Origin of the sequence: Mycobacterium appelbergii (genome assembly GCF_032883035.1) — a bacterium.
GTDB lineage: Bacteria > Actinomycetota > Actinomycetes > Mycobacteriales > Mycobacteriaceae > Mycobacterium > Mycobacterium appelbergii.
Window position 1 is genome coordinate 40,946 of sequence record NZ_JAMQTH010000018.1, and the last position, 19,788, is coordinate 60,733.

Consider the following 19,788-nt stretch of genomic DNA (forward strand, 5'->3'; position numbering starts at 1 on the left):
TCAGGGTTGTCCGGGAAGCAATCTGATCATCAGGCCGTTGGCCTCGGCCAGCAGATTCTCATCCGAATCGCGGAGCTCGGCATTCACGAAGGCCTTGCGGCCCTCGGTTTCCCGCACCCAGCCGCGCGCGGTCAGCACGGTGTCGATCGGAGTCACCTTGCGGTACTCGACATGCAGGAATGCGGTGCGGCTGATCGGCCGGCCCGCGGCGTGGATGACCATGCCGAACACCGAATCGAACAGCAACGGCAGGACTCCGCCGTGCACCGCGTAGTTACCGCCCACATGGAAACGGCTGAACTGCACATGCAGTTCGACGCCGTCGGGCTCAAATTTCGACATCGTCCACGGCGGCATCAGCAGGCTGCCCGCGCCCGGCAGGCTCGGCACCCGGTTGGCCGGGCCTACCCCTTCGCCCGCCTCGTACGGGTCGAGCAGTTTGACGAGTTCCTCGACCCGGTCGGCCGCCTCGTCCCAGGTGTCACTGTCCGGGTCCGCCGACACTGCCAGATCCTGGGCGCGGCGCATCGCGGTGAGGAAGCGGGCGAATCCGGGACCCGGGTCCGCTGCCTCGAATACCGGGAATCCCCCGTGCTGTTCGTCGGTCACCTTGGGGCCAGCACGTCACGCCGCACAATCGTCTGATCCCGGCCCGGACCGACGCCGATGCAGGAAACATGTGCTCCCGCAAGCTCTTCCAGACGCATCACATAGTCACGCGCCTTGGCGGGCAGATCGTCGAACTCGCGCGCGGTGGAGATGTCCTCCCACCAGCCCGGTAGCTCCTCGTAGATCGGCTCGGCGCGGGCGATGTCGGACTGCGTCATCGGCATGTCGTCGGTGCGTTTGCCGTCCACGCGGTATCCGACGCACACGGGCACGGTCTCCAGGCTGGAGAGCACGTCGAGCTTGGTCAGGAAGTAGTCGGTGATCCCGTTGACGCGCGTGGCGTAGCGGGCGATGACGGCGTCGAACCAGCCGCAGCGCCTGGCCCGGCCCGTGGTGACCCCGACCTCGCCGCCGGTCTTGGCCAGGTAAGCCCCGTGTTCGTCGAACAGTTCGGTGGGGAACGGTCCGGAGCCGACGCGGGTGGTGTAGGCCTTGAGAATTCCCAGCACGGTGGTGATCCGGGTGGGTCCGATTCCGGAGCCGACCGAGGCGCCGCCTGCGGTGGGGTTCGACGATGTCACGAACGGATAGGTGCCGTGGTCGACGTCGAGCAGGGTGCCCTGCGAGCCCTCCAGCAGCACGGTCTCCCCGGCCTCCAGCGCCGTGTTCAGCAGCAGCCGGGCATCGGCGATGCGGTGCTTGAAACCCTCGGCCTGGGCGAGCAGGTTCTCCACCACCTCGCCCACTTCCAGCGCCTTGCGGTTGTAGATCTTGACCAGCACCTGGTTTTTGAATTCCAGTGCGGCTTCAACCTTTTCGGCCAACTGCGCCTCGTCGAGCACATCGGCGACCCGGATCCCGATACGGGCGATCTTGTCCTGATAGCAGGGCCCGATGCCGCGGCCGGTGGTGCCGATCTTCTTGCTGCCTGCGTACCGCTCGACGACCTTGTCGATCGCGACGTGATACGGCATCAGCAGATGCGCGTCGGCGGAGATCAGCAGGGCCGAGGTGTCCACCCCGCGCTCTTCGAGCCCCTTGAGCTCGGTGAGCAGCACGCCGGGATCGACCACCACACCGTTGCCGATGACGTTGGTGACACCGGGCGTCAGGATGCCCGAGGGTATGAGGTGCAGTGCGAAGTTCTCCCCGGTCGGCAACACGACGGTATGTCCCGCGTTGTTACCGCCCTGGTAGCGAACGACCCACTGCACGCGGCCACCGAGTAGATCGGTGGCCTTACCTTTGCCCTCATCGCCCCATTGGGCGCCGATGAGCACGATTGCCGGCATGGCGTAATCTCCCGCCTGTCTCCGCACCTAAAGTGGTGCAGCCGGTAGGCCACCTTATCCCAGCCCACGCGAGGAGCACACATTGTCCGCACGCGTCGTGGTGTTCGGTGGGCAGCGGGTGGCGCGCCCACTGCGCGGACTGCCCGTGGTCGGCCTCGATGAGGTCCCCGACCAGCGCCGGGTGGTGGTGACGGGGCCTGTGGCCGATCTGGCCGCGGTGCTGACCGCGTTGCTGCGGGCCGACCGGCTCGACGTCGAGGTCGCCCACGCCACCACCGGCTGGTCTGCGCGGCGCGCACTGGGCGCCGCGGCGCAGCGGGTGCCGTTGATCCGCGACGAAACCGGGACGGTGATCGTCTCGTCGGCCGAATGGCGAGGTTGCGACGGCGACGCGCTGCACGGCGAGGCCGTCATCGACGATCACGTGCTGTTCGACGGCGAGGTGCCGGGCGTGCGCGTGGAGCCCACGCTGAACATGCCGGGGCTGCGTGCCACCGTCCTCACCGACCGCGGTCGGCCACGCGGTTGGGCGACCGGGCGCGCCGCCCAACTGGGCACTCCCCGCGCCGCGGTGACGCGCGACGGGGTGGCCACGGCGCGGCCGGTGCGGCGGTCGACGTTCTATCGGCACACCGAAGGCTGGCTGCGCGTCGGCTGATCTGCGGAGCTGGTTTGCAGGGATAGCCGGTAGCGTCGAATCGTGAACATCCGCCCACTGCATCAATCGGTACGGCCGAGCCCGGTCTTCCTGGCTGTCGTCGCCCTCACCGCGGTGGGCGGGGTGATCGCCTGGATGGCCGCAGACACCGTCCGGCCGCTGTCCTATGTCGGGGTGTTCATCCTGGTGATCGCCGGTTGGCTGGTGTCGCTGTGCCTGCACGAATTCGGCCACGCCTATACCGCGTGGCGCTTCGGCGATCACGATGTCGCCGTGCGGGGCTACCTGACGTTGAATCCGCTGAAGTATTCGCATCCACTGCTGTCGCTGGGGCTGCCGGTGCTGTTCATCGCGCTCGGCGGCATCGGCCTGCCCGGCGGGGCGGTGTATGTGCGCACCTCGTGGATGACCGCGCGCCAGAAAACCCTGGTGAGCCTGGCCGGTCCGACCGCCAATCTGGTGTTGGCGGTGCTGCTGCTGACCGTGACCCGGCTGTTCTACGACCCCGAGCACGGAGTGTTCTGGGCGGGCGTGGCGTTCCTGGGCTTTCTGCAGGTGACCGCGCTGATCCTGAACCTGCTGCCGATCCCCGGGCTGGACGGTTACGGCGCGTTGGAGCCACACCTGAGCCCGGACACGCAGCGCGCGCTGGAACCGGTCAAACAGTGGGGCTTCTTCATCCTGTTGATCCTGCTGATCGCCCCGGCACTCAACCGCTGGTTCTTCGGGGTCGTCTACTGGTTCTTCGACTTGTCCGGCGTGTCGAGCTACCTCGTGCAGATCGGCAGTCAGCTGACCCGATTCTGGTCCGCCTGGCTGTAGGCACCCTTGCAACATATGCGACTTTACGCATATATTGCCGGTATGGGCGCAGGCCACGATCACAGTCATCCCGCGGATATCCGCGTCAGCAGGATGCTCATCGCCGCCGCCATCCTGTCCACGTTCTTCGTCGTCGAGCTGGTCACCGCGTTGATGATCAATTCGATTGCGCTGCTGGCCGATGCCGGGCACATGCTGACCGACCTGGTGGCGATGTTCATGGGGTTGACGGCGGTACTGCTGGCCCGCCGGGGCAGTGCCTCACCGGCACGCACGTACGGCTGGCACCGCGCCGAGGTGTTCACCGCGGTGGCCAACGCCGTGCTGCTGCTCGGCGTCGCGGGGTTTGTCCTCTACGAAGCCTTCGAACGGCTCGGACACGCGCCCGAGGTCCCCGGTTGGCCGATGATCATCGTCGCGCTCGCCGGATTGGTGGCCAACGCGATCGTGGTGCTGATGCTGCGCGCCCACGCCGAGAACAGCCTGGCGATCAAGGGCGCCTACATGGAGGTCGTCGCCGACACCGTCGGCAGCATCGGCGTCCTGATCGCGGGCATCGTCACCGTCACCACGCAGTGGCCCTACGCCGACGTGGTGGTGGCAGTCCTTGTCGCGCTGTGGGTGCTGCCGCGGGCCATCGCGTTGGCGCGGGCGGCGCTACGCATCCTGTCGGAGTCCTCCCCCGCCCACATCGACGTCGAGAAACTGCGCACCGCGCTGTGCGGAGTGGACGGCGTCACGGGCGTGCACGATCTGCACGTGTGGACTCTGGTGCCGGGTAAAGACATGGTCACCGCACATCTGACCAGCAGCACCGACGCCGCAGGGGTGCTCGACCGGGCACGGGCCGTGCTGACGGCGCACGGCCTCGACCATGCTACCGTCCAGGTCGAGCCGCCGGGCACCGGCGGTGACTGCACGTGCCAGGCGAACTGGTAGCGCTACAGCCCGAACTCGGCCCGCGCTGACGGATCGCAGTCGTCGAGCAGATCCAGGCAGCGTTGGAACTCGTCGGTTTCGCCGATGTCGCCGGCGGCCTTGGCCAGCGCGGCCACACAGCGCAGGAAGCCCTGATTCGGCTCGTGCCGGAACGGCACCGGGCCGAATCCCTTCCACCCGTTGCGTCGCAACTGGTCCAGCCCGCGGTGGTAACCGGTCCGGGCGTATGCGTAGGCGGTCACAGCCTTGTCGTCATCCAGTGCGCCCTCGGCCAGCACGGCCCACGCGATCGACGCCGACGGATGCGCGGCGGCGACCACCGCGGGTTTCTCACCCGAGGCCAACTCTTCTTCTGCCGCAGGGTCACCGGGAAGAAACACCGGCTCCGGTCCAAGCAGATCACCCATCCGTGTCATCCGCCTATTGTGCACGGCCGGTGCTACGTCACCGCGGCCGACGGAGCACCAGCCCTGGCCCGCCTTGCCCAGCGGCGGTGCCGAGACAGAAACCGTCGCCGTCGGGAACGCGGCGGTCGACGGCGATCACGCCATTGACCAGCACGAAGTCAATTCCGTCGGGGGCGGCAGGGGTCTCGAAGGTGGCCCGCTCCGCGACGGCCCGGTCGTCGAAGACGACGACGTCCGCCCAACTACCGGCCCGCAGGACTCCGCGGTCGGCCAGGTTCAGGATGCCGGCAGGCACTGCGGTCATCTTGCGCAGCGCCGTCTCCAGCGGCAGTGTCTGTTTCTCCCTGACGTAGCTGCCCAGCACCTTGGGGAACGCGCCGTAGCTGCGTGGGTGACATGGCGCCAGCCATGCCTGGTTGAAACCGTCGGTGCAGACGGCCAGATACGGCAGGGACAGGTAACGCCGGACAGCGTCGTCGCTGGTGCTCAGGTCGGTGCCCATGACGGCATCGCCGCGTTCGTCGGGCAGCATCTCGAGTATCAGTTCGGCGACCGCCTCGGGGCTGGCTTCGAGGCCTCGTTCGATCAGGATTCGCGCGAGCGATGCGCCCTTCCAGTGGCGCTCCTGGCGGTCGGTCCAGTCGAACACCACGACCAGCTCACCGTCTCCCCCGTGGTAGCGGGTGATCCGGTCGACGATCGCGGCCTTGATCCGCTGCCGGTGTTCTGGATCCCGCAGGTAGGTCCCGATCAATGTTTCCCTGCCGGCCGCCAGGTGCTCACCGGGAATGAAGATGGACGGATTCCACCCGAAGTACGGGTAGGGATACTGGTCGCCTGCCACATCGATGCCGTCGGCCCGGGCCGCTTCGATCGCACCGATCACCGCATCGGTCTTCCACCAATTGCATGCGCCATCCGACTTGAGGTGCGAAAGTTGCACCCGCGCACCGGATTCCCGGCCGATACGGATTCCTTCCTCAACGGCTGCGAGTAGCTCATCGCCCTCACTGCGCATATGACTGGTGTACAGACCGCCGTGCGCCGCCACGACTGCGGCACATTCGATCAGTTCGACGGTGCGCGAGGACAGCCCGGGAATGTACTCCAGGCCGGTTGACATGCCGAACGCACCATCGGTCATCGCCCTGTCGATCACCGACTTCATGGCATCGAGTTGTGCTACCGAAAGCTCTTGCAGTCCAGCGGGGATCGCGCACACATTGCGGACATACCCGTGGCCGACCAGTGTCGCGAAGTTGACCGCCGGGGGATGCAGGTCCAGGCGGGGCAGCAGTTCGCCCGGCTCCATCTCCGACATTCCGCAGTTGCCGGCAAGCACGGTGGTGATGCCCTGCATGAGGTAGTTCTTGAACAGCAGGTGCCGAGGGTCTGCGAACAGGTCGAGATCGGTATGGGTGTGAATGTCGATGAAACCCGGACACGCGACGCGACCGCCCGCCTCGATGACCTCGGTCGTGGAATCGACGAGAGCTTCGACCTCGCCACGGCTTCCGACGTGGGCGATCCTGCCGTCCCGGATCGCCACCGCCTCGGCGTACGGACGATCCGGGTCCATGGTGATCACTCTCGCGTCGAGCACGGCGATGGAGGCGGGATGGGAAGTGGGCATATGTGTTCCTACTCAGTGTGTTTCGCGGTCGAGTTGCGCGGCAGGCAGACCAAGCTGCTCCGCGGTGAACCTGGCGAGCACCCGGCGGGCCGTGTGCTCGGACATATCGCTGTAGCCCAGAGCATTTCGGACTGCCAGGCTTTCAGAGATGGCGACGTAGCGCTCGCACACTTCGGCGACGGGTGCCACCGGCGTGAACGTGCCGTCCTCGACGCCCGCGGTGAACACCGCGAGCACGGCGTCCGCCCACCGGCGCGACATGCGCACACACTCGTCGAGGAAGGCCGGGTGCCTCCGCACCCGGCCCCAGACCTCCAGCCACAGCAGGTATTCCTCGAAGGTGCCCTGGTCGCCGGGGATGCTGAGCTCAAGTAGGTGACGCACGTGTTCGAGGGTGCTGACGTTTTCGTCGAGCAGACGTTGCAGCGTGGCATGCAACTGATCGCCGGCCCAGCGGAACGCCGCGAGCAGCGCCTCGTCCTTGCTTCTGAAGTAATAGTGAATGCTCGCGCTGGAAACTCCCGCCTCGCCGGCGATATCGGCAATCCTGGTCGCCTCGATACCGCGCTGCGCCATGATCCGGCAGGCGGCGATCCGGATCCTGTCCTCGGGGCTACCCGGGTCCGGTACCCGGTCGGCGCGGATGTGCCCGTGCTGTTTCCACAGCCCGGACAACCGCTGTAGCAGCGCGGCGTCGTCGCCGCCGGACTTGACGATCTCCTCGATGCGTCGCGTCATCCGCCAGGCCCGCCGGTAGTCCAGGCCCAGCGCGCCTGCCACGCGGTTCGGGCGGACCTTGCCGACAGAATCCAGCACGATCACGACGGCGTCCAACCACGTCGCGAGTGGCACGGGCGAGCCGGCGAAGGGTGTCGCCGATGCCGGATAGACGTGGGCGCCGCAACTGTCGCAGGCGTAGGCCCGCCGGCGTGAGATGCGATGGAACGTGCGGTGAGCCGAACAGCGCCGACAGAAAGCGGATTGTCCGTCGGGGGCCGCCACGACGCTCCAGAGCAGGGACAGCGCGGCGTCTTCCTTCCCGGCATCGGAAACCGGCCGCCCCATACTTGCTTCTACAGACATCTTTGCTCTTCCAAATCCCCGCAAATACAAGGAAATACATCCCTTGACATCGCTAATTGCGAATGAAATTGTTTCTTACACCAAAGATATACCTTCAGAAACATTGGAGAAACATTGATGGCGGCGCCGTTTCGAGACGACCTCCGGAGCGCGCCCGCGGCCTGGACGAGCGACCAGTCCCCGGCCGCCCGCTTCATCACCGGGCTCACGTGGGATCAGCTGCCCCGCACGGTGATCGACCGGGCCGTCATGTGTCTGACGGACACCCTCGCAGCGATGCTCGCGGGCCGGTCGTCGCGCTCCGCGGGTATCGCCGATGACCTCGCGCACGCCTGGTGGCCGGCCGGGCCTGCGACCTCGATCGTCAGCGGCAACCCGCTGGGGGTCGGCGGTGCGGCCTTCACCAACGCGGTCGCGGCGAACGCCGTCGACGTCGACGACTGCGGCATCTACACCTGGGGCCATCCCGGAGCCCAGGTAGTCCCGGCCGCGTTGGCGCTGGCCGAGGACAAACGCCTCAGCGGCCGCGAGCTGATCACCGCGATCGTCGTCGGCTACGAGATCGCCTTCCGGGCCGGCCGCTGCGTCAACCACGACCAGAGCACGGTGCATTCGGCACAGCGCACCTACCGGGCCTGCGGGTCATGGGGGTCGGTGGCCTGCGCCGCGCTCGCGTCCCACGTGCTGGGCCTCGACGAGGTGACCACCCGCCACGCCCTCGGCATCGCGGAGTACGACTCCCCGGACCTGCCGATGATGCGTGCGATCGACACCCCCGGCATGGTCAAGCACGGCGTCGGCTTCGGCGCCCTCACCGGGCTGCTGGCCGCAGAACTGGCCCGGCGCGGGTTCACCGGAATCGAGCCGAGCCTGGATCTGGAGGAATTCCGTTCCTACACCGATGATTTGGGTAGCGACTACTACCTGCCCCGGGGGATCACCTGGAAGCGGTTCTCCAGCTGCGCCTGGACCCATCCCGCACTGCTGGCGATCGAGAAGCTGCGCGCGGCGCATCCGCTGTCGCCGGAAGCCATCGCCCGCGTGGTCGTCGAGGCCTACCCCGACGCCGCACGGCTGGGCACGCGCCTGCCCGAGACCACCGAAGAAGCACAGTTCAACCTGGCCTGGCCGGTGGCGGCCCTGCTGGTCGACGGTCGCGTCGGTCCCGTACAAATGGCCGATTCACGGCTGGGCTCATCAGAGATCGCCGCGATGTGTGGTCGGATCGAGGTGGTGGTGTCCGACGAGCTGACCCGCCGTTACTACCTGTCGGAGATCAACGACCCGGACGGCAGTGACTCGGCCTCGGTCACGATCACCCTGACCGACGGCACGGTGTTGTCGTCGGGCCGGATCGATCACGTTCTCTATCCTGATCCCGGCTGGACTCGGAACGAGATGGGCGACAAGTTCTCCTGGCTGGCCGCCGGCCAGTTGGAGTCCGCCGCGACGCCCCGCTTGCTGGCGGCGCTGGCGGAGATCGAATCCGCCGACGACAGCTCCGTGTTCATGCGGGATCTGGCTGCGTCCCTGCTACCGGTTGGAGCACTCTGATGACAGCAGCACCGAAGCGCCGCCGATGGGCGTTTCCCAGCGTGGTGGCGATCCTGCTCCTGCTCAGCGGCTGCGCGCTGGCCTCTGACCCGCCCGCCCCGGAAGTGGGCGGCCAGACCGGCGCGGCACCCACGTCCGCGATGCCTGCAGCCGACCCCGCGCTGGCCGGCCTGCTGCCCGAGCGGATCACGTCGGCCGGGGTGATCCGGGTGGCCAGCAACATTCCGTACCCGCCGTGGGAGATGTACACGACCGACGGCGGCCAGCAGCCCACCGGCATCGACTACGACCTCTCCCAGGCACTGGCGGCCAAGCTCGGCGTGCGGGCGACCTTCGACCAGACAGCGTTCGACAGCATGATTCCCGCCGTGATGGCAGGCAAGGCCGACATCGTGATGGCGGGTCTGTTCGACACCCCCACGCGCCGCGAGTCACTCAACTTCCTCGACTATGCCGAGGACGGCTACTCCCTACTGGTCGCCAAGGGCAACCCGGAAGGACTCAAAGACGTCACCGACCTGTCCGGGAAAACCGTTGCGGCGCAGAGCTCCACGTCGGAAGAGGCTGCGATCCGCAGGCTCAGTGAGCGTTTCCAGAGCCAGGGCAAGCCGGGCGTCACGGCATTGTCGTTCCCCGGTGACAGTGAGGCGTTCCTGGCCATCAAGAGCGGCAAGGCGGTCGCCCGCGTGCAGGCCAACTCCGCTGCCGCTTACGCGGCCAAGACATTTGAGGACGGGCAGACGTTCGAATTGGTGAACGCGCCGTCGATCACCGCAGAATTCGGCGGCATGGAAGGTATCGGCGTCCCCAAATCAGAGCCCGAACTGCTGACGGCGTTGCAGAAAGCCCTGCAGTCGCTGATGGATGACGGGACCTACCTGCAGATCCTGACCAAGTACGGCGTCGAGAGCATCGCGCTCGACCAGGCGGAGATCAACCAGGGGACCGTCTAGTGACCGTGGCGCCGACCGACACCGCCTCCGAAATCACCAGGAAGCGGCCAGATCCCGTCGCGGTGGTGCCCGTTCGCCGATACGGCCGATGGGCGGCGGTGGCGCTGGTCGCCTACGTGCTGTGCGCGCTGGGTTGGTCATTGTGGCACAACCCGAACCTCGACGTCGCCTCGATGCGGCAGTATCTGTTCGCGCCCTCGATCCTGCACGGGGTCGCGGTCACCGTCGAACTCACCGTGGTGTCCATGCTCATCGGCGTCGTCGGTGGGGTGCTGCTCGCGGTCATGCGGCTCTCCGACAATCGCGTGTTGTCCGGTGTCGCCTGGGGCTACATCTGGTTTTTCCGGGGCACCCCGCTGCTCGTCCAGATCATCTTCTGGGGGTTTCTGGGCGCGCTGTACCCCAAGCTGTTCCTCGGCATCCCGCTGACCGGCATCGTGTTCGGTTCCGTGCCGACCAACGCGGTGATGGGCGCGGCCACCGCGGCGGTGCTGGCGCTGGCCACCAACGAGGCCGCCTACTGCGCCGAACTGGTGCGGGCGGCGATCATCTCGGTCGACGGCGGCCAGCGTGAGGCGGCCATGTCGCTTGGCCTGTCCTCGGCGCGGCGGATGAGGTTCGTCGTCCTGCCCCAGGCGATGCGGGTGCTGATCCCGACGCTCGGCAACGAGGCGATCTCGATGCTCAAGATGACCGCACTGGTCTCGGTCATCTCCGGGCGGGACCTGATGACCAGCGTCCAGCAGATCTACCAGCAGAACTTCAAGATCATGCCGCTGCTGGCCGTGGCGTCGCTGTGGTACCTGCTGCTCACATCGGTCATGAGCGTCGGCCAGCATTACCTGGAACGGCACTTCAGCCGCGGGTTCGGCGCCGCCGCGTCGCCGGTCTCCAACCGCCGGACGCGACGGCGCGCCGCCAACCGGGCCGATCTCCCGCCGACCACCACACCGGAGCCGGTTCGCGCTGCCCCCGAGACGATGGTGCGCGCCGAGCAGGTCTGGAAATGGTTCGGCGCGACAGACGTACTGCAGGGCGTGGACCTCACGGTCCGGGCCCGGGAGACACTCGTGCTGCTCGGCCCGTCCGGCAGCGGCAAGTCGACCCTGTTGCGCTGCGTCAACGCGCTGGAACGGATCGACTCCGGCCTGCTGGAGGTCGACGGCCGCCGGGTGGGGCTGCGCCTTGACGGTGACCGGCTCCACGAGATGACCGAAGCCGAGCTCTGCAGGCAACGGACCCGGATCGGCATGGTGTTCCAGCGGTTCAACCTGTTTCCGCACATGACCGCGCTGGACAACGTGACCCTCGGACCGCGGCGCGTGCTCGGCATCTCCCGCGAACAGGCCGAGTCCGAGGCCGAGCAGCTGCTGACCCGGGTCGGCCTGCGCGAGAAACTCGACGCCTACCCGGGTCAGCTGTCGGGCGGCCAGCAGCAGCGGGTGGCCATCGCTCGCGCCCTGGCGATGAAGCCGCAGGTGATGCTGTTCGACGAACCCACCTCCGCACTGGATCCCGAGCTCGTGGGCGAAGTGCTCGACGTCATGAAAGGTCTTGCCCGTCAAGGCATGACGATGATCGTGGCCACCCACGAGATCGGGTTCGCCAAAGAGGCCGCCGATACCGTCGCGATGCTCGACGGAGGCGTGATCATCGAGTCGGGACCGCCGGGAGAGTGCCTGGTGGCACCGAAGGAAGAGCGCACCAAGGCCTTCCTGTCCAAAGTCCTCGGCTGAGGTATCCGCGGCGGCCGGCCTGCCCGTCACCCACCACAGCAGCTTTTTCAGGAGGTCGTCAACAGTGCCCGAGGTCATCGTCGTCGGAGCCGGCGTCATGGGTGCGTCCACCGCGTTTCACCTTGCCGAGCGGGGCACGCGATCCGTCGCCGTCCTCGACGCACGGCATGCCGGTGAAGGCATGAGCAGCCGCTCGTCCGCGCTGGTCCGCATGCACTACACCTTCGAACCGGAGGTACGCCTGGCGGTCGACAGCCTCGCCCACTTCCGCGAGTGGCCCGCACGGATGGGGCGGCCGCCGGTTTTCCACGAGTGTGGCTTCGTGCGCATCGTGCCGCCGGCCGAGGCAGACCGGCTCCGCGAGAACGTCCGGATGCAGCAGGCCTGTGGAGCCGAGGCCGAGGTCATCACCGCCGACGACGTGCTCGAGCTCGAACCGCGTTGGTGTGTCGACGACGTGGTGGCAGCCGCCTACGAACCTCGGGCCGGCTTCGGTGACGGCGCCGTCGTGGCCGGCGACTTCTTGTCCCGGGCGCGTGAACTGGGTGTCGATTACCGCCCCAACACGCCCGTGCGCTCGCTGCTTCTCGGGGACGACGGCCGGGTCCGCGGAGTATGCACCGACGACGGTGACATCACCGCCGATGTCGTCATCCTCGCCACCGGCGTGTGGACCCGGCCCCTGCTCGCAGGCATCGGCGTCGATCTGCCGATCGAGGCGGAATATCACGAGGTGGCGGCGCTACGGGGCGCGCCACAGGAACACCTCGCCCGCACCGCGTGCATCGACTCGGGCACCCGCACCTACTTCCGCCCCGAACCGGCAGGCGGCCTGCTGCTCGGCGACTTCGTCGGCCCGCGCGACGGGGTCGACCCGGACGACTTCCCGCAGGTCCCACGCAATCAGAGCGTGCTCGAGATGGTGGGGCGGGCCGCACGACGCGTGCCCGCCCTGGCCGAGGCGGGCATCTCCCGCGGAGTGACGGGCGTCTACGACATGTCGCCGGACGCCCGGCCGATCCTGGGCCCGGTGTCCGGTGTCGACGGGCTGCTCGTTGCCGCCGGGTTCTCGGGGATGGGCTTCAAGATCTGCCCGGCGGTCGGACGCGCGCTCGCCGAGTTGGCCCTCGACGAGCCGCAAACGGTGGACATCTCCGCGTTCACACCGGACCGGTTTGCCGAAGGCAACTTGATCGACCCGCCCTACGCCTACACCGACGACTGATCCCGGTGGCGCTACCTGTTCCCGGTGCTCAGATAAGCTCCACCGGTAGCGACGTACGGGAGGACCGCACCAGGGATGTCGAACCCATCGGGGCCGGACGAGAACAACAGGCCGGACCAATCAGAAGAACAGCTCGACGCGCCCACCGAGTGGGTCCCGGTAGACCCGGAGTCGGAACCCGCAACCGAGATCTTCTCCTCACCGACCGCGATGACCGAGGCGGTGCAGCAGCAACCCGAGGACCGTCGTTTCACCGCACCCTCGAGCTTTGACGGGTCGACCCAGAAGATCGACATGCCGCCGGACCCGGAAACCGAGGTGTTCGCCCCGCCTACGTCACCGCCGTCGCCACCCAAAAACGCTGCGCCGCAGGTCATTCCCGCACGTGACGATGCGCCGCTGGCAGCACAGGCGGCACCACGACGCAGTTGGGGGTGGGTGATCGCGGTGGTTCTGGTCATCGCGGCCCTCGTGGCGATCGCGGTGCTGGGCACCGTCCTGCTCACCCGCGACTCCTCGGCGGCCGCGTCCCACGAAGACGAGGTTCGCGGGACGATCCAGAACTTCGACAGCGCGATCCAGCGGGGTGATCTCGCAGCGTTGCGGTCCATCACCTGTGGCAGTACCCGCGAAAGCTACGTCAACTACGACCAGCACGCCTGGGACGAAACCCATTCCCGGGTGGCCGCAGCCAAGCAATACCCAGTGGTGGCCAGCATCGACCAGGTGGTCGTCAACGGCGACCACGCCGAAGCCAACGTGACGACGTTCATGGCGTTCGCGCCTCAGACACGTTCGACGCGCAGCTTCGACCTGCAGTTCCGTGACGATCAGTGGAAGATCTGCCTGGTTCCCATCGGTTAGCCGCCGGTCACGCTACGGCCTGCGCTGTGCAGGTCGTTGCAGGCTTCCACGACCCGCTCGCTCATCGATGCCTCGGCCTTCTTGAGGTAGCTGCGTGGGTCATAGGCTTTTTTGTTGCCCACCTCGCCGTCGATCTTGAGCACCCCGTCGTAATTGGCAAACATATGGGCGGCCAGCGGCCGGGTGAACGCGTACTGCGTGTCGGTGTCGACGTTCATCTTCACCACCCCGTATTTGAGTGAGTCCTCGATCTCGGACTTCAGCGAGCCAGACCCGCCGTGGAAGACGAAGTCGAAAGGCTTTGCCCCGTCGGCCAATCCGAGCTTCGCCGCGGCGACCTGCTGTCCCTGCGCCAGCACCTCCGGCTTCAGCACCACATTGCCCGGCTTGTACACCCCGTGCACGTTGCCGAACGTCGCCGCCAGCAGGTACCTGCCGTGCTCACCGGCCCCCAGCGCGTCGATCGTCTTCTCGAAATCCTCTGAGCTGGTGTAGAGCTTCTCGTTGATCTCGGCCTCGACGCCGTCCTCTTCACCGCCGACCACGCCGATCTCGACCTCGAGGACGATCTTGGCGTCTGCCGCGATCTTCAGCAGTTCCCGCGCGATCGTGAGGTTCTCGTCGATCGGCACTGCCGACCCGTCCCACATGTGCGACTGGAACAACGGGTTACGGCCCGCGGCCACCCGCTCGGCCGAGATCGCCAGCAGCGGCCGCACGTAGGTGTCCAGCTTGTCCTTCGGACAGTGATCGGTGTGCAGGGCCACTGTGACCGGATACTTCTCGGCGATGACGTGGGCGAACTCAGCCAACGCGACCGCGCCGGTCACCATGTCCTTGACGCCGAGACCCGAAGCGAACTCCGCTCCACCCGTCGAGAACTGGATGATGCCGTCGCTGCCCGCGTCGGCGAATCCCTTGATGGCGGCGTTGAGGCTCTCCGAACCCACACAGTTGATGGCCGGGAACGCAAACGAATGCTCTTTGGCCCTGGCCAGCATCTCGGCATAGACCTCGGGGGTGGCGATGGGCATGACAATTCCTCTCGGCATTCCTGCCCGGCGGTTCCGCCGGGCAACATCTCAACAAGTGTCGGGGTGCTAGACGGTCAGCACCATCCGGTAGTGCGCCTTGCCGGTGTCCATGGCCTCGAAGGCCTCGGCAGCTTGGGCGAGCGGTCGTTCCTCGACGATCGGTCGCACACCCGTCAGCAGCGCGAAGTGCATGGTCTCCTCGACGTCGCGTGCAGTGCCCGACGGATGACCGATGACCGACAGCCCGGAGTTGATCAGGTCGAGCGGGCTGACCGGCAGGTTCTCGGGCGTGACGCCCACGGTGACCAGTTCACCCTCGGCCCTCAGACCGGCGACGGTGGCCGCCATCGCCTGCGAGCTCGCCGCGGTTGCCAGCACCACGGCCGCCCCGCCGAGCCGCCGGAGCTCGGCGGCGACGTCGGCGGCAGTCGAGTCGATGTAGTGATGTGCACCCAGTTCCTTGACGTCGGCCTCCCTGGCCGCGCCACGGGCGATCGCGACGGTCTCGAACCCCATCGCGCGGGCGAACTGGATCCCGAGGTGGCCCAAACCACCGATCCCCAGCACCGCGACCAGATCCCCGGCCTTGGCGCGCGTCCTGCGCAGCCCGTTGAATGTCGTGACACCCGCGCAGCCCATCGGGGCCGCCTCGACGAACGACAGGCCGTCGGGGATCGCAGCCAGAGCCGTTGCAGGCGCGACCACGGATTCGGCGTATCCACCCGGATAATGCCAGCTCGGCACCTGCATCCGCTCGCACTGCATGAAGTAACCGCGGCGGCACGGCACACACCGGTTGCAGTTGCCGCCGAACCAGCCGACGGCCACCCGATCGCCGACCGCGAAGTCCTCGACACCGTCGCCGACCTCCGCCACCGTGCCCGCGAGCTCGTGCCCGAGGGTCAGCGGCCACTGGAGCCCGGGAAAGTGGCCGGCGTGAAACTCCCGGTCCGTCCCGCAAACCCCACATGCTGCCACCGCGATCCGAACGTGATCCCTTGGCGGCGAATTGGTTTCAACGTCGGCCAGGGTGAGTGGCGCGCCGGCGGCCGCGACGTGGACGGCTTTGTGCGTTGGCATGTGTCGACCCTAATACCGAAGCCCTCGGTTGGGGGACCGGCGAACGGATTCCGGTTCATCCAGTCCACGCCGGTATCTTGGGGTGCCATGACCACTACCAATCTGGCACTCATGCCGGATTTCATGGATCCGCTGCACCTCATCGGATCCTTCGGCACCTGGGCGCTGGTCGGCATCCTCGTCGTCGTCTTCGTCGAGTCCGGGGTGCTGTTCCCGATCCTGCCCGGCGACTCGCTGCTGTTCGTCGCCGGGATGCTGGCCGCGGGAACGGCCGCGCAAGGTGAAGCGGTCACCGCCAACTTCCAACTCTGGCAACTGCTGCTGTTCATCCCGATCGCGGCGATCCTCGGCGGCCAGGTCGGGTACTTCATCGGGCGCACAATCGGCACCTCGATGTTCAAACCCGACGCCCGCGTCCTCAAACAGAAGTACCTCGACGAGGCTCATGCCTTCTTCGAGCAGCGCGGCCCGTTCGCGATCGTCATCGCACGTTTCGTGCCGATCGTGCGGACCCTAGCGCCGATCACCGCAGGTGCAGCGCAGATGCGCTACGCGGCATTCACCTTCTTCAACGTGCTGGGCGCGTTGGTGTGGGGTGTCGGTCTGGTGCTGCTCGGTTACTGGTTGGGCAGCTTCGAGATCATCCAGAAGCTCCTGGAACCGATCTTTATCCTGATCGTGCTGGCCTCGGTCGCCCCGATGGCCTGGGAGTGGTACAAACGGCGCCGGGCAGCCAAGCGGGCCGCCGAGCAGGCGTCCTAACCGAGCCCGAGGGCGGCGGCCAGCTCCCGTAGTGCCGGGCGCGGGTCGGCTGTCGGGGTCTCCCCCAGTGCCTGCACCACCACGTGGTCGGCGCCGGCGTCCAGGTGTGCGGTGACCGCAGCCGCTGCCCGCTCGGCAGATCCCATGCCGACCAGGCCGCGCGCCACCCGGTCGGACCCGCCGCGCACCAGATCCGACTCGTCGAAACCCTGGCGCAGCCACGAATTCCGGTAATTCGGCAGGCCGCTGTACACCTCAAGATGACTGTGCGCGCGGGACAGCTGATCGGCATCGTCACCGCCGATGGCCACTGCCTGCTCCGATACCACCCACCGGTCCGGACCGAGGATGTCGCGGGTGGTCCCGGTGTGTTCCGGGGTGACCAGGTACGGGTGGGCGCCGTCGGCGTGGGTACCGGACAGCTCGATCATCTTCGGACCGAGCGCGGCCAGCAATCGCGGCGGCCGGCCGACGCCCGGCTCGATCTGCTCGGGCACCGCGGCCATGCGCTCCAGGTAGCTGCGCATCGTGGCCAGCGGCTTGGCATAGGTGCCGCCCAGCGCGTGTTCGACGAGCGGCCCGTGGCTGACGCCGAGCCCGAGCACAAACCGTCCCGGGTACAGCGCGGTCAGCGTGCGCGCACCGGATTCCGCGGCCGAGGGCACCCGCACATGGATGTTGGCGATGCCGGTCCCGACGACGAGGCGCTCGGTCGCAGCCAGGAAGGCCGCCGACTCGGTCAGGCATTCCTTGCCTGCGACCTCGGGCAGGAACAGCGATCCGTAGCCCATCGCCTCGATGTCGCGGGCCACGTTCTGGGCATCGGGCATGGACCAGGTGTCGCTGGCCCACCACACGCCGATACGGGCGGGGAAATCAATCCGTGCACGGTCTGTCACCGGGTACTCCTCAATTCGCTGGGCTCATGGTGTTCGTGATGGATGCGTCCGCCGATATCGTCCAACGGGCGTCCGCTGCCACCCCATCGCTGGGCGATGATCTGTGCCGCGATCGACACCGCGGTCTCCTCCGGCGTCCGCGCGCCGAGGTCGAGGCCGATAGGGCTGGACAACCGGGCCAGTTCGGCCTCGGTCAAACCCGCATCGCGCAGCCGGGCCATGCGGTCGTCGTGCGTGCGTCGTGACCCCATCGCCCCGATATAGCCGATGTCGGGAAGCCGCAGCGCCACTTCGAGCAACGGCACATCGAACTTCGGATCGTGGGTGAGCAGGCAGACGACGGTGCGCCCGTCGATGGCACCCGCGGCGGCCTGTTCGGTCAGGTAACGGTTGGGCCAGTCGACGACGACTTCGTCGGCGGTCGGGAAACGTGCCGGGGTGGCGAACACCGGGCGGGCATCGCACACCGTGACCCGGTAGCCCAGCAGTGACCCCTGGCGCGCCACCGCGGCCGCGAAGTCGATGGCTCCGAAGACCAGCATCCGCGGCCGCGGGGCGAAACTCGCGACGAAGACCTCCATGCCTTCGCCGCGACGCTCGCCGTCGGGTCCGTACGTCAGCACCTCGCTCCGGCCGGTGTCCAGAAGTCCGCGGGCATCGTCGGTCACCGCGGCATCCGCACGGGCCGACCCGAGCGTGCCGGTCGCGGCCTCGGTGCGGAGCACCAGCCGACGCCCCACCCGATCCTGGTCCGGATGGGCGATCACGGTCGCCGTCGCCGCGGGCCGATGCGCCTCGATGTCGTCGACCAAGGCGCCGAGTTCAGGGAGCGTCCGCTGCGAGACGGGCTCGACGAACACGTCGAGCACGCCGCCACAGGTCAGCCCCACCGCGAACGCGTCGTCATCACTGACGCCGTAGCGCTGCAGCACCGGCACGCCCTGAGCGATCACCTCGGTGGCGAGTTCGTATACCGCACCCTCGACGCAGCCGCCCGACACCGAGCCGCTGACCGTGCCGTCGGGTGCCACCATCATCGCGGCCCCTGCGGGTCGCGGCGCGGACCGGAACGTCCGGACCACGGTCGCCATACCTGCCGTGCCACCGCCACGCCAGACCGCCGACAGATCGTTCAGCACGTCACGCAAGGGTGTGTGCGGCTTCCATCAGCATCCAGCCCGACAGCTGCACCGAGAGATCGCGTTCAGGTACCGCCGATGCATTGACCGCGCCCTCGACGAACTCGGCCTCCTTGCCGACCGCCTGGGGGATCTCGGCTTCGCGATCCCAGAACGGGCCGAACAGCGGCAGCTCATCGACGTTCTGCCGGTAATCCCATGCCGACTGCGCAGAGCGCAGCACCAGCGACCTGGCGGTGTCCCGGGCAGTCGCATCGTCGGGCGTGTCGCCCGGCAACGTGCTGGCCACCAAGGCCAGATAGCGCACCAGGATGGCGTTGAACAGACCACCGTCGCCGCCGCCTGCGCCCTTGATCACACCGTCGGTGGCCATCTCCTTGTCGACCGCGGCGACCAGTCGGCGCACCCGCTCGGCGTGGCGGGCGTCCTGGGTGCGCACCGCGAGCTCGACCTCAAGCCCGAGGACCACGCCCTGGCAGTAGGTGTACTGCGCGCGCACCATCGAGCCGGCCTTGATCCCGTCGAACACCAGGAACGTCTCGGGGTCGATCAGTGTCTCGTCGATCCAGTCCGCCATCTGCTGTGCCCGGCGCAACCGGTCGTCATAGCGGGCCAGGAAAATCCCGGCCGGACCGTTGGCCGGTGCATTGAAGAACTGGTCCTGCTTGCGCCACGGGATGCCACCACCGTCCTCGGGGACCCAGGCGCTGACGAACTGCTCACAGAGCTTCTTGAGTGCGCCGGGCTTCTCCACACCGGCCAGCCGCCCGGCCCGTTCGAGCGCGAGCGCCAGCCAGGCCATGTCGTCGTAATAGTCGTTGGTCCATCCGGTGTTACGCAGCCAGTGCGCCCGGATCTGGCGCTCGATCCTGAGTTTCCGCTCCGGCTGCGGGTCGCGCAGCTGCGCATCGACCAGACAGTCCAGCAGGTGTGACTGCCACCAGTAGTGCCACGTGCCGAACATGCGGTACTTCCTGGCGGACGGCCAGGCCACCACGCCGAGTTGAGTGCCCGGCAAACCCCAGAGTTTCTTCAGATGTCGTTGGGTGATCGCAGCTTCGGCGCTGGCCGCACGGTTGGCCCATAGCTGATCCATGGT

Annotated in this window: 19 protein-coding genes; 9 read left to right on the top strand and 10 right to left on the bottom strand. The window is 67.5% G+C overall.

The features are described from left to right. Both M1247_RS31595 and M1247_RS31600 read right to left on the bottom strand, forming a co-directional pair. Complete coding sequence (locus M1247_RS31595) at positions 1 to 609, bottom strand: PaaI family thioesterase (protein WP_317160377.1); 609 nt, start codon at positions 607 to 609, stop codon at positions 1 to 3. Beyond that, entirely contained in the window at positions 606 to 1,901 is a 1,296-nt protein-coding gene (locus tag M1247_RS31600; RefSeq protein ID WP_317160378.1) for an adenylosuccinate synthase, read from the bottom strand. The genes M1247_RS31595 and M1247_RS31600 overlap by 4 nt, the downstream gene beginning before the upstream one ends. Before the next feature lie 82 nt (positions 1,902 to 1,983). Between M1247_RS31600 and M1247_RS31605 the strand changes: the two genes are divergently transcribed. The 3 genes from M1247_RS31605 to M1247_RS31615 are packed head-to-tail and all read left to right on the top strand — an operon-like array spanning position 1,984 to position 4,320. Then, entirely contained in the window at positions 1,984 to 2,559 is a 576-nt protein-coding gene (locus M1247_RS31605; RefSeq protein WP_317160379.1) for a hypothetical protein, read from the top strand. A gap of 42 nt (positions 2,560 to 2,601) precedes the next feature. After that, positions 2,602 to 3,381, top strand: a complete 780-nt coding sequence (locus M1247_RS31610; protein ID WP_317160380.1) for a site-2 protease family protein — start codon at positions 2,602 to 2,604, stop codon at positions 3,379 to 3,381. Between the two features lie 42 nt (positions 3,382 to 3,423). Continuing rightward, positions 3,424 to 4,320 (top strand): cation diffusion facilitator family transporter, encoded by an 897-nt coding sequence (locus M1247_RS31615; RefSeq protein WP_317160505.1) that lies wholly within the window; start codon positions 3,424 to 3,426, stop codon positions 4,318 to 4,320. 2 nt (positions 4,321 to 4,322) lie between these two features. Here M1247_RS31615 and M1247_RS31620 read toward each other — a convergent pair whose 3' ends face one another. The 3 genes from M1247_RS31620 to M1247_RS31630 are packed head-to-tail and all read right to left on the bottom strand — an operon-like array spanning position 4,323 to position 7,443. Continuing rightward, the gene (locus M1247_RS31620) at positions 4,323 to 4,736 is read right to left on the bottom strand and encodes a DUF3151 domain-containing protein (RefSeq protein WP_317160381.1); all 414 of its coding nucleotides are present in this window, start codon (positions 4,734 to 4,736) and stop codon (positions 4,323 to 4,325) included. A gap of 28 nt (positions 4,737 to 4,764) precedes the next feature. Beyond that, positions 4,765 to 6,360, bottom strand: coding sequence for an N-acyl-D-amino-acid deacylase family protein (locus M1247_RS31625; RefSeq protein ID WP_317160382.1), 1,596 nt, complete (start codon positions 6,358 to 6,360; stop codon positions 4,765 to 4,767). A gap of 12 nt (positions 6,361 to 6,372) precedes the next feature. Further along, complete coding sequence (locus M1247_RS31630; protein ID WP_317160383.1) at positions 6,373 to 7,443, bottom strand: TetR/AcrR family transcriptional regulator; 1,071 nt, start codon at positions 7,441 to 7,443, stop codon at positions 6,373 to 6,375. A 117-nt stretch (positions 7,444 to 7,560) separates the two neighbouring features. Between M1247_RS31630 and M1247_RS31635 the strand changes: the two genes are divergently transcribed. The 5 genes from M1247_RS31635 to M1247_RS31655 all read left to right on the top strand — a co-directional run bounded on the left by M1247_RS31635 (position 7,561) and on the right by M1247_RS31655 (position 13,775). Next, the gene (locus tag M1247_RS31635) at positions 7,561 to 8,997 is read left to right on the top strand and encodes an MmgE/PrpD family protein (protein ID WP_317160384.1); all 1,437 of its coding nucleotides are present in this window, start codon (positions 7,561 to 7,563) and stop codon (positions 8,995 to 8,997) included. Next, on the top strand, positions 8,997 to 9,950 hold the full coding sequence (locus tag M1247_RS31640; protein ID WP_317160385.1) for an ABC transporter substrate-binding protein: 954 nt from the start codon (positions 8,997 to 8,999) through the stop codon (positions 9,948 to 9,950). Before M1247_RS31635 ends, M1247_RS31640 begins: the two co-directional genes overlap by 1 nt. Continuing rightward, on the top strand, positions 9,950 to 11,686 hold the full coding sequence (locus M1247_RS31645; RefSeq protein ID WP_317160386.1) for an amino acid ABC transporter permease/ATP-binding protein: 1,737 nt from the start codon (positions 9,950 to 9,952) through the stop codon (positions 11,684 to 11,686). Before M1247_RS31640 ends, M1247_RS31645 begins: the two co-directional genes overlap by 1 nt. A 64-nt stretch (positions 11,687 to 11,750) precedes the next feature. Further along, positions 11,751 to 12,911, top strand: coding sequence for an NAD(P)/FAD-dependent oxidoreductase (locus M1247_RS31650; RefSeq protein ID WP_317160387.1), 1,161 nt, complete (start codon positions 11,751 to 11,753; stop codon positions 12,909 to 12,911). A 75-nt stretch (positions 12,912 to 12,986) separates the two neighbouring features. Next, positions 12,987 to 13,775 (top strand): Rv0361 family membrane protein, encoded by a 789-nt coding sequence (locus M1247_RS31655; RefSeq protein WP_317160388.1) that lies wholly within the window; start codon positions 12,987 to 12,989, stop codon positions 13,773 to 13,775. Here M1247_RS31655 and fbaA read toward each other — a convergent pair. Together fbaA and M1247_RS31665 are read right to left on the bottom strand one after the other, a co-directional pair. Further along, positions 13,772 to 14,809, bottom strand: coding sequence for a class II fructose-bisphosphate aldolase (fbaA, locus tag M1247_RS31660; RefSeq protein WP_317160389.1), 1,038 nt, complete (start codon positions 14,807 to 14,809; stop codon positions 13,772 to 13,774). The genes M1247_RS31655 and fbaA overlap by 4 nt on opposite strands. A 66-nt stretch (positions 14,810 to 14,875) precedes the next feature. Beyond that, positions 14,876 to 15,889, bottom strand: coding sequence for an alcohol dehydrogenase catalytic domain-containing protein (locus M1247_RS31665; protein WP_317160390.1), 1,014 nt, complete (start codon positions 15,887 to 15,889; stop codon positions 14,876 to 14,878). Between the two features lie 87 nt (positions 15,890 to 15,976). Here M1247_RS31665 and M1247_RS31670 point away from each other — a divergent pair, with 87 nt between their 5' ends. Then, positions 15,977 to 16,651 carry a DedA family protein gene (locus tag M1247_RS31670; protein ID WP_317160391.1) on the top strand — a complete coding sequence of 225 codons (675 nt, stop codon included), beginning with the start codon at positions 15,977 to 15,979 and terminating at the stop codon, positions 16,649 to 16,651. On the opposite strand, the gene M1247_RS31675 is transcribed toward M1247_RS31670, so the two are convergent. Genes M1247_RS31675 through M1247_RS31685 form a run of 3 tightly spaced genes read right to left on the bottom strand, consistent with a single transcriptional unit; the run spans position 16,648 to position 19,785 of the window. Further along, complete coding sequence (locus M1247_RS31675) at positions 16,648 to 17,550, bottom strand: LLM class F420-dependent oxidoreductase (RefSeq protein WP_317160392.1); 903 nt, start codon at positions 17,548 to 17,550, stop codon at positions 16,648 to 16,650. The genes M1247_RS31670 and M1247_RS31675 overlap by 4 nt on opposite strands. Beyond that, positions 17,547 to 18,698: an XdhC family protein gene (locus M1247_RS31680; RefSeq protein ID WP_317160393.1), complete on the bottom strand. Its 1,152-nt coding sequence runs from the start codon at positions 18,696 to 18,698 to the stop codon at positions 17,547 to 17,549. The genes M1247_RS31675 and M1247_RS31680 overlap by 4 nt, the downstream gene beginning before the upstream one ends. Further along, positions 18,691 to 19,785: a glycoside hydrolase family 76 protein gene (locus M1247_RS31685; protein ID WP_317160394.1), complete on the bottom strand. Its 1,095-nt coding sequence runs from the start codon at positions 19,783 to 19,785 to the stop codon at positions 18,691 to 18,693. Before M1247_RS31685 ends, M1247_RS31680 begins: the two co-directional genes overlap by 8 nt. Positions 19,786 to 19,788: the final 3 nt, after the last annotated feature.

What these genes read in the sequence shown, in the direction of transcription:
- M1247_RS31655 (WP_317160388.1), top strand. Translation starts at nt 12,987, where the DNA reads ATGTCGAACCCATCGGGGCCGGACGAGAACAACAGGCCGGACCAATCA.
- M1247_RS31640 (WP_317160385.1), top strand. Translation starts at nt 8,997, where the DNA reads ATGACAGCAGCACCGAAGCGCCGCCGATGGGCGTTTCCCAGCGTGGTG.
- M1247_RS31615 (WP_317160505.1), top strand. Translation starts at nt 3,424, where the DNA reads ATGGGCGCAGGCCACGATCACAGTCATCCCGCGGATATCCGCGTCAGC.
- M1247_RS31620 (WP_317160381.1), bottom strand. Translation starts at nt 4,736, where the DNA reads ATGACACGGATGGGTGATCTGCTTGGACCGGAGCCGGTGTTTCTTCCC.
- M1247_RS31685 (WP_317160394.1), bottom strand. Translation starts at nt 19,785, where the DNA reads ATGGATCAGCTATGGGCCAACCGTGCGGCCAGCGCCGAAGCTGCGATC.
- M1247_RS31665 (WP_317160390.1), bottom strand. Translation starts at nt 15,889, where the DNA reads ATGCCAACGCACAAAGCCGTCCACGTCGCGGCCGCCGGCGCGCCACTC.
- M1247_RS31625 (WP_317160382.1), bottom strand. Translation starts at nt 6,360, where the DNA reads ATGCCCACTTCCCATCCCGCCTCCATCGCCGTGCTCGACGCGAGAGTG.
- M1247_RS31670 (WP_317160391.1), top strand. Translation starts at nt 15,977, where the DNA reads ATGACCACTACCAATCTGGCACTCATGCCGGATTTCATGGATCCGCTG.
- fbaA (WP_317160389.1), bottom strand. Translation starts at nt 14,809, where the DNA reads ATGCCCATCGCCACCCCCGAGGTCTATGCCGAGATGCTGGCCAGGGCC.
- M1247_RS31600 (WP_317160378.1), bottom strand. Translation starts at nt 1,901, where the DNA reads ATGCCGGCAATCGTGCTCATCGGCGCCCAATGGGGCGATGAGGGCAAA.
- M1247_RS31635 (WP_317160384.1), top strand. Translation starts at nt 7,561, where the DNA reads ATGGCGGCGCCGTTTCGAGACGACCTCCGGAGCGCGCCCGCGGCCTGG.
- M1247_RS31630 (WP_317160383.1), bottom strand. Translation starts at nt 7,443, where the DNA reads ATGTCTGTAGAAGCAAGTATGGGGCGGCCGGTTTCCGATGCCGGGAAG.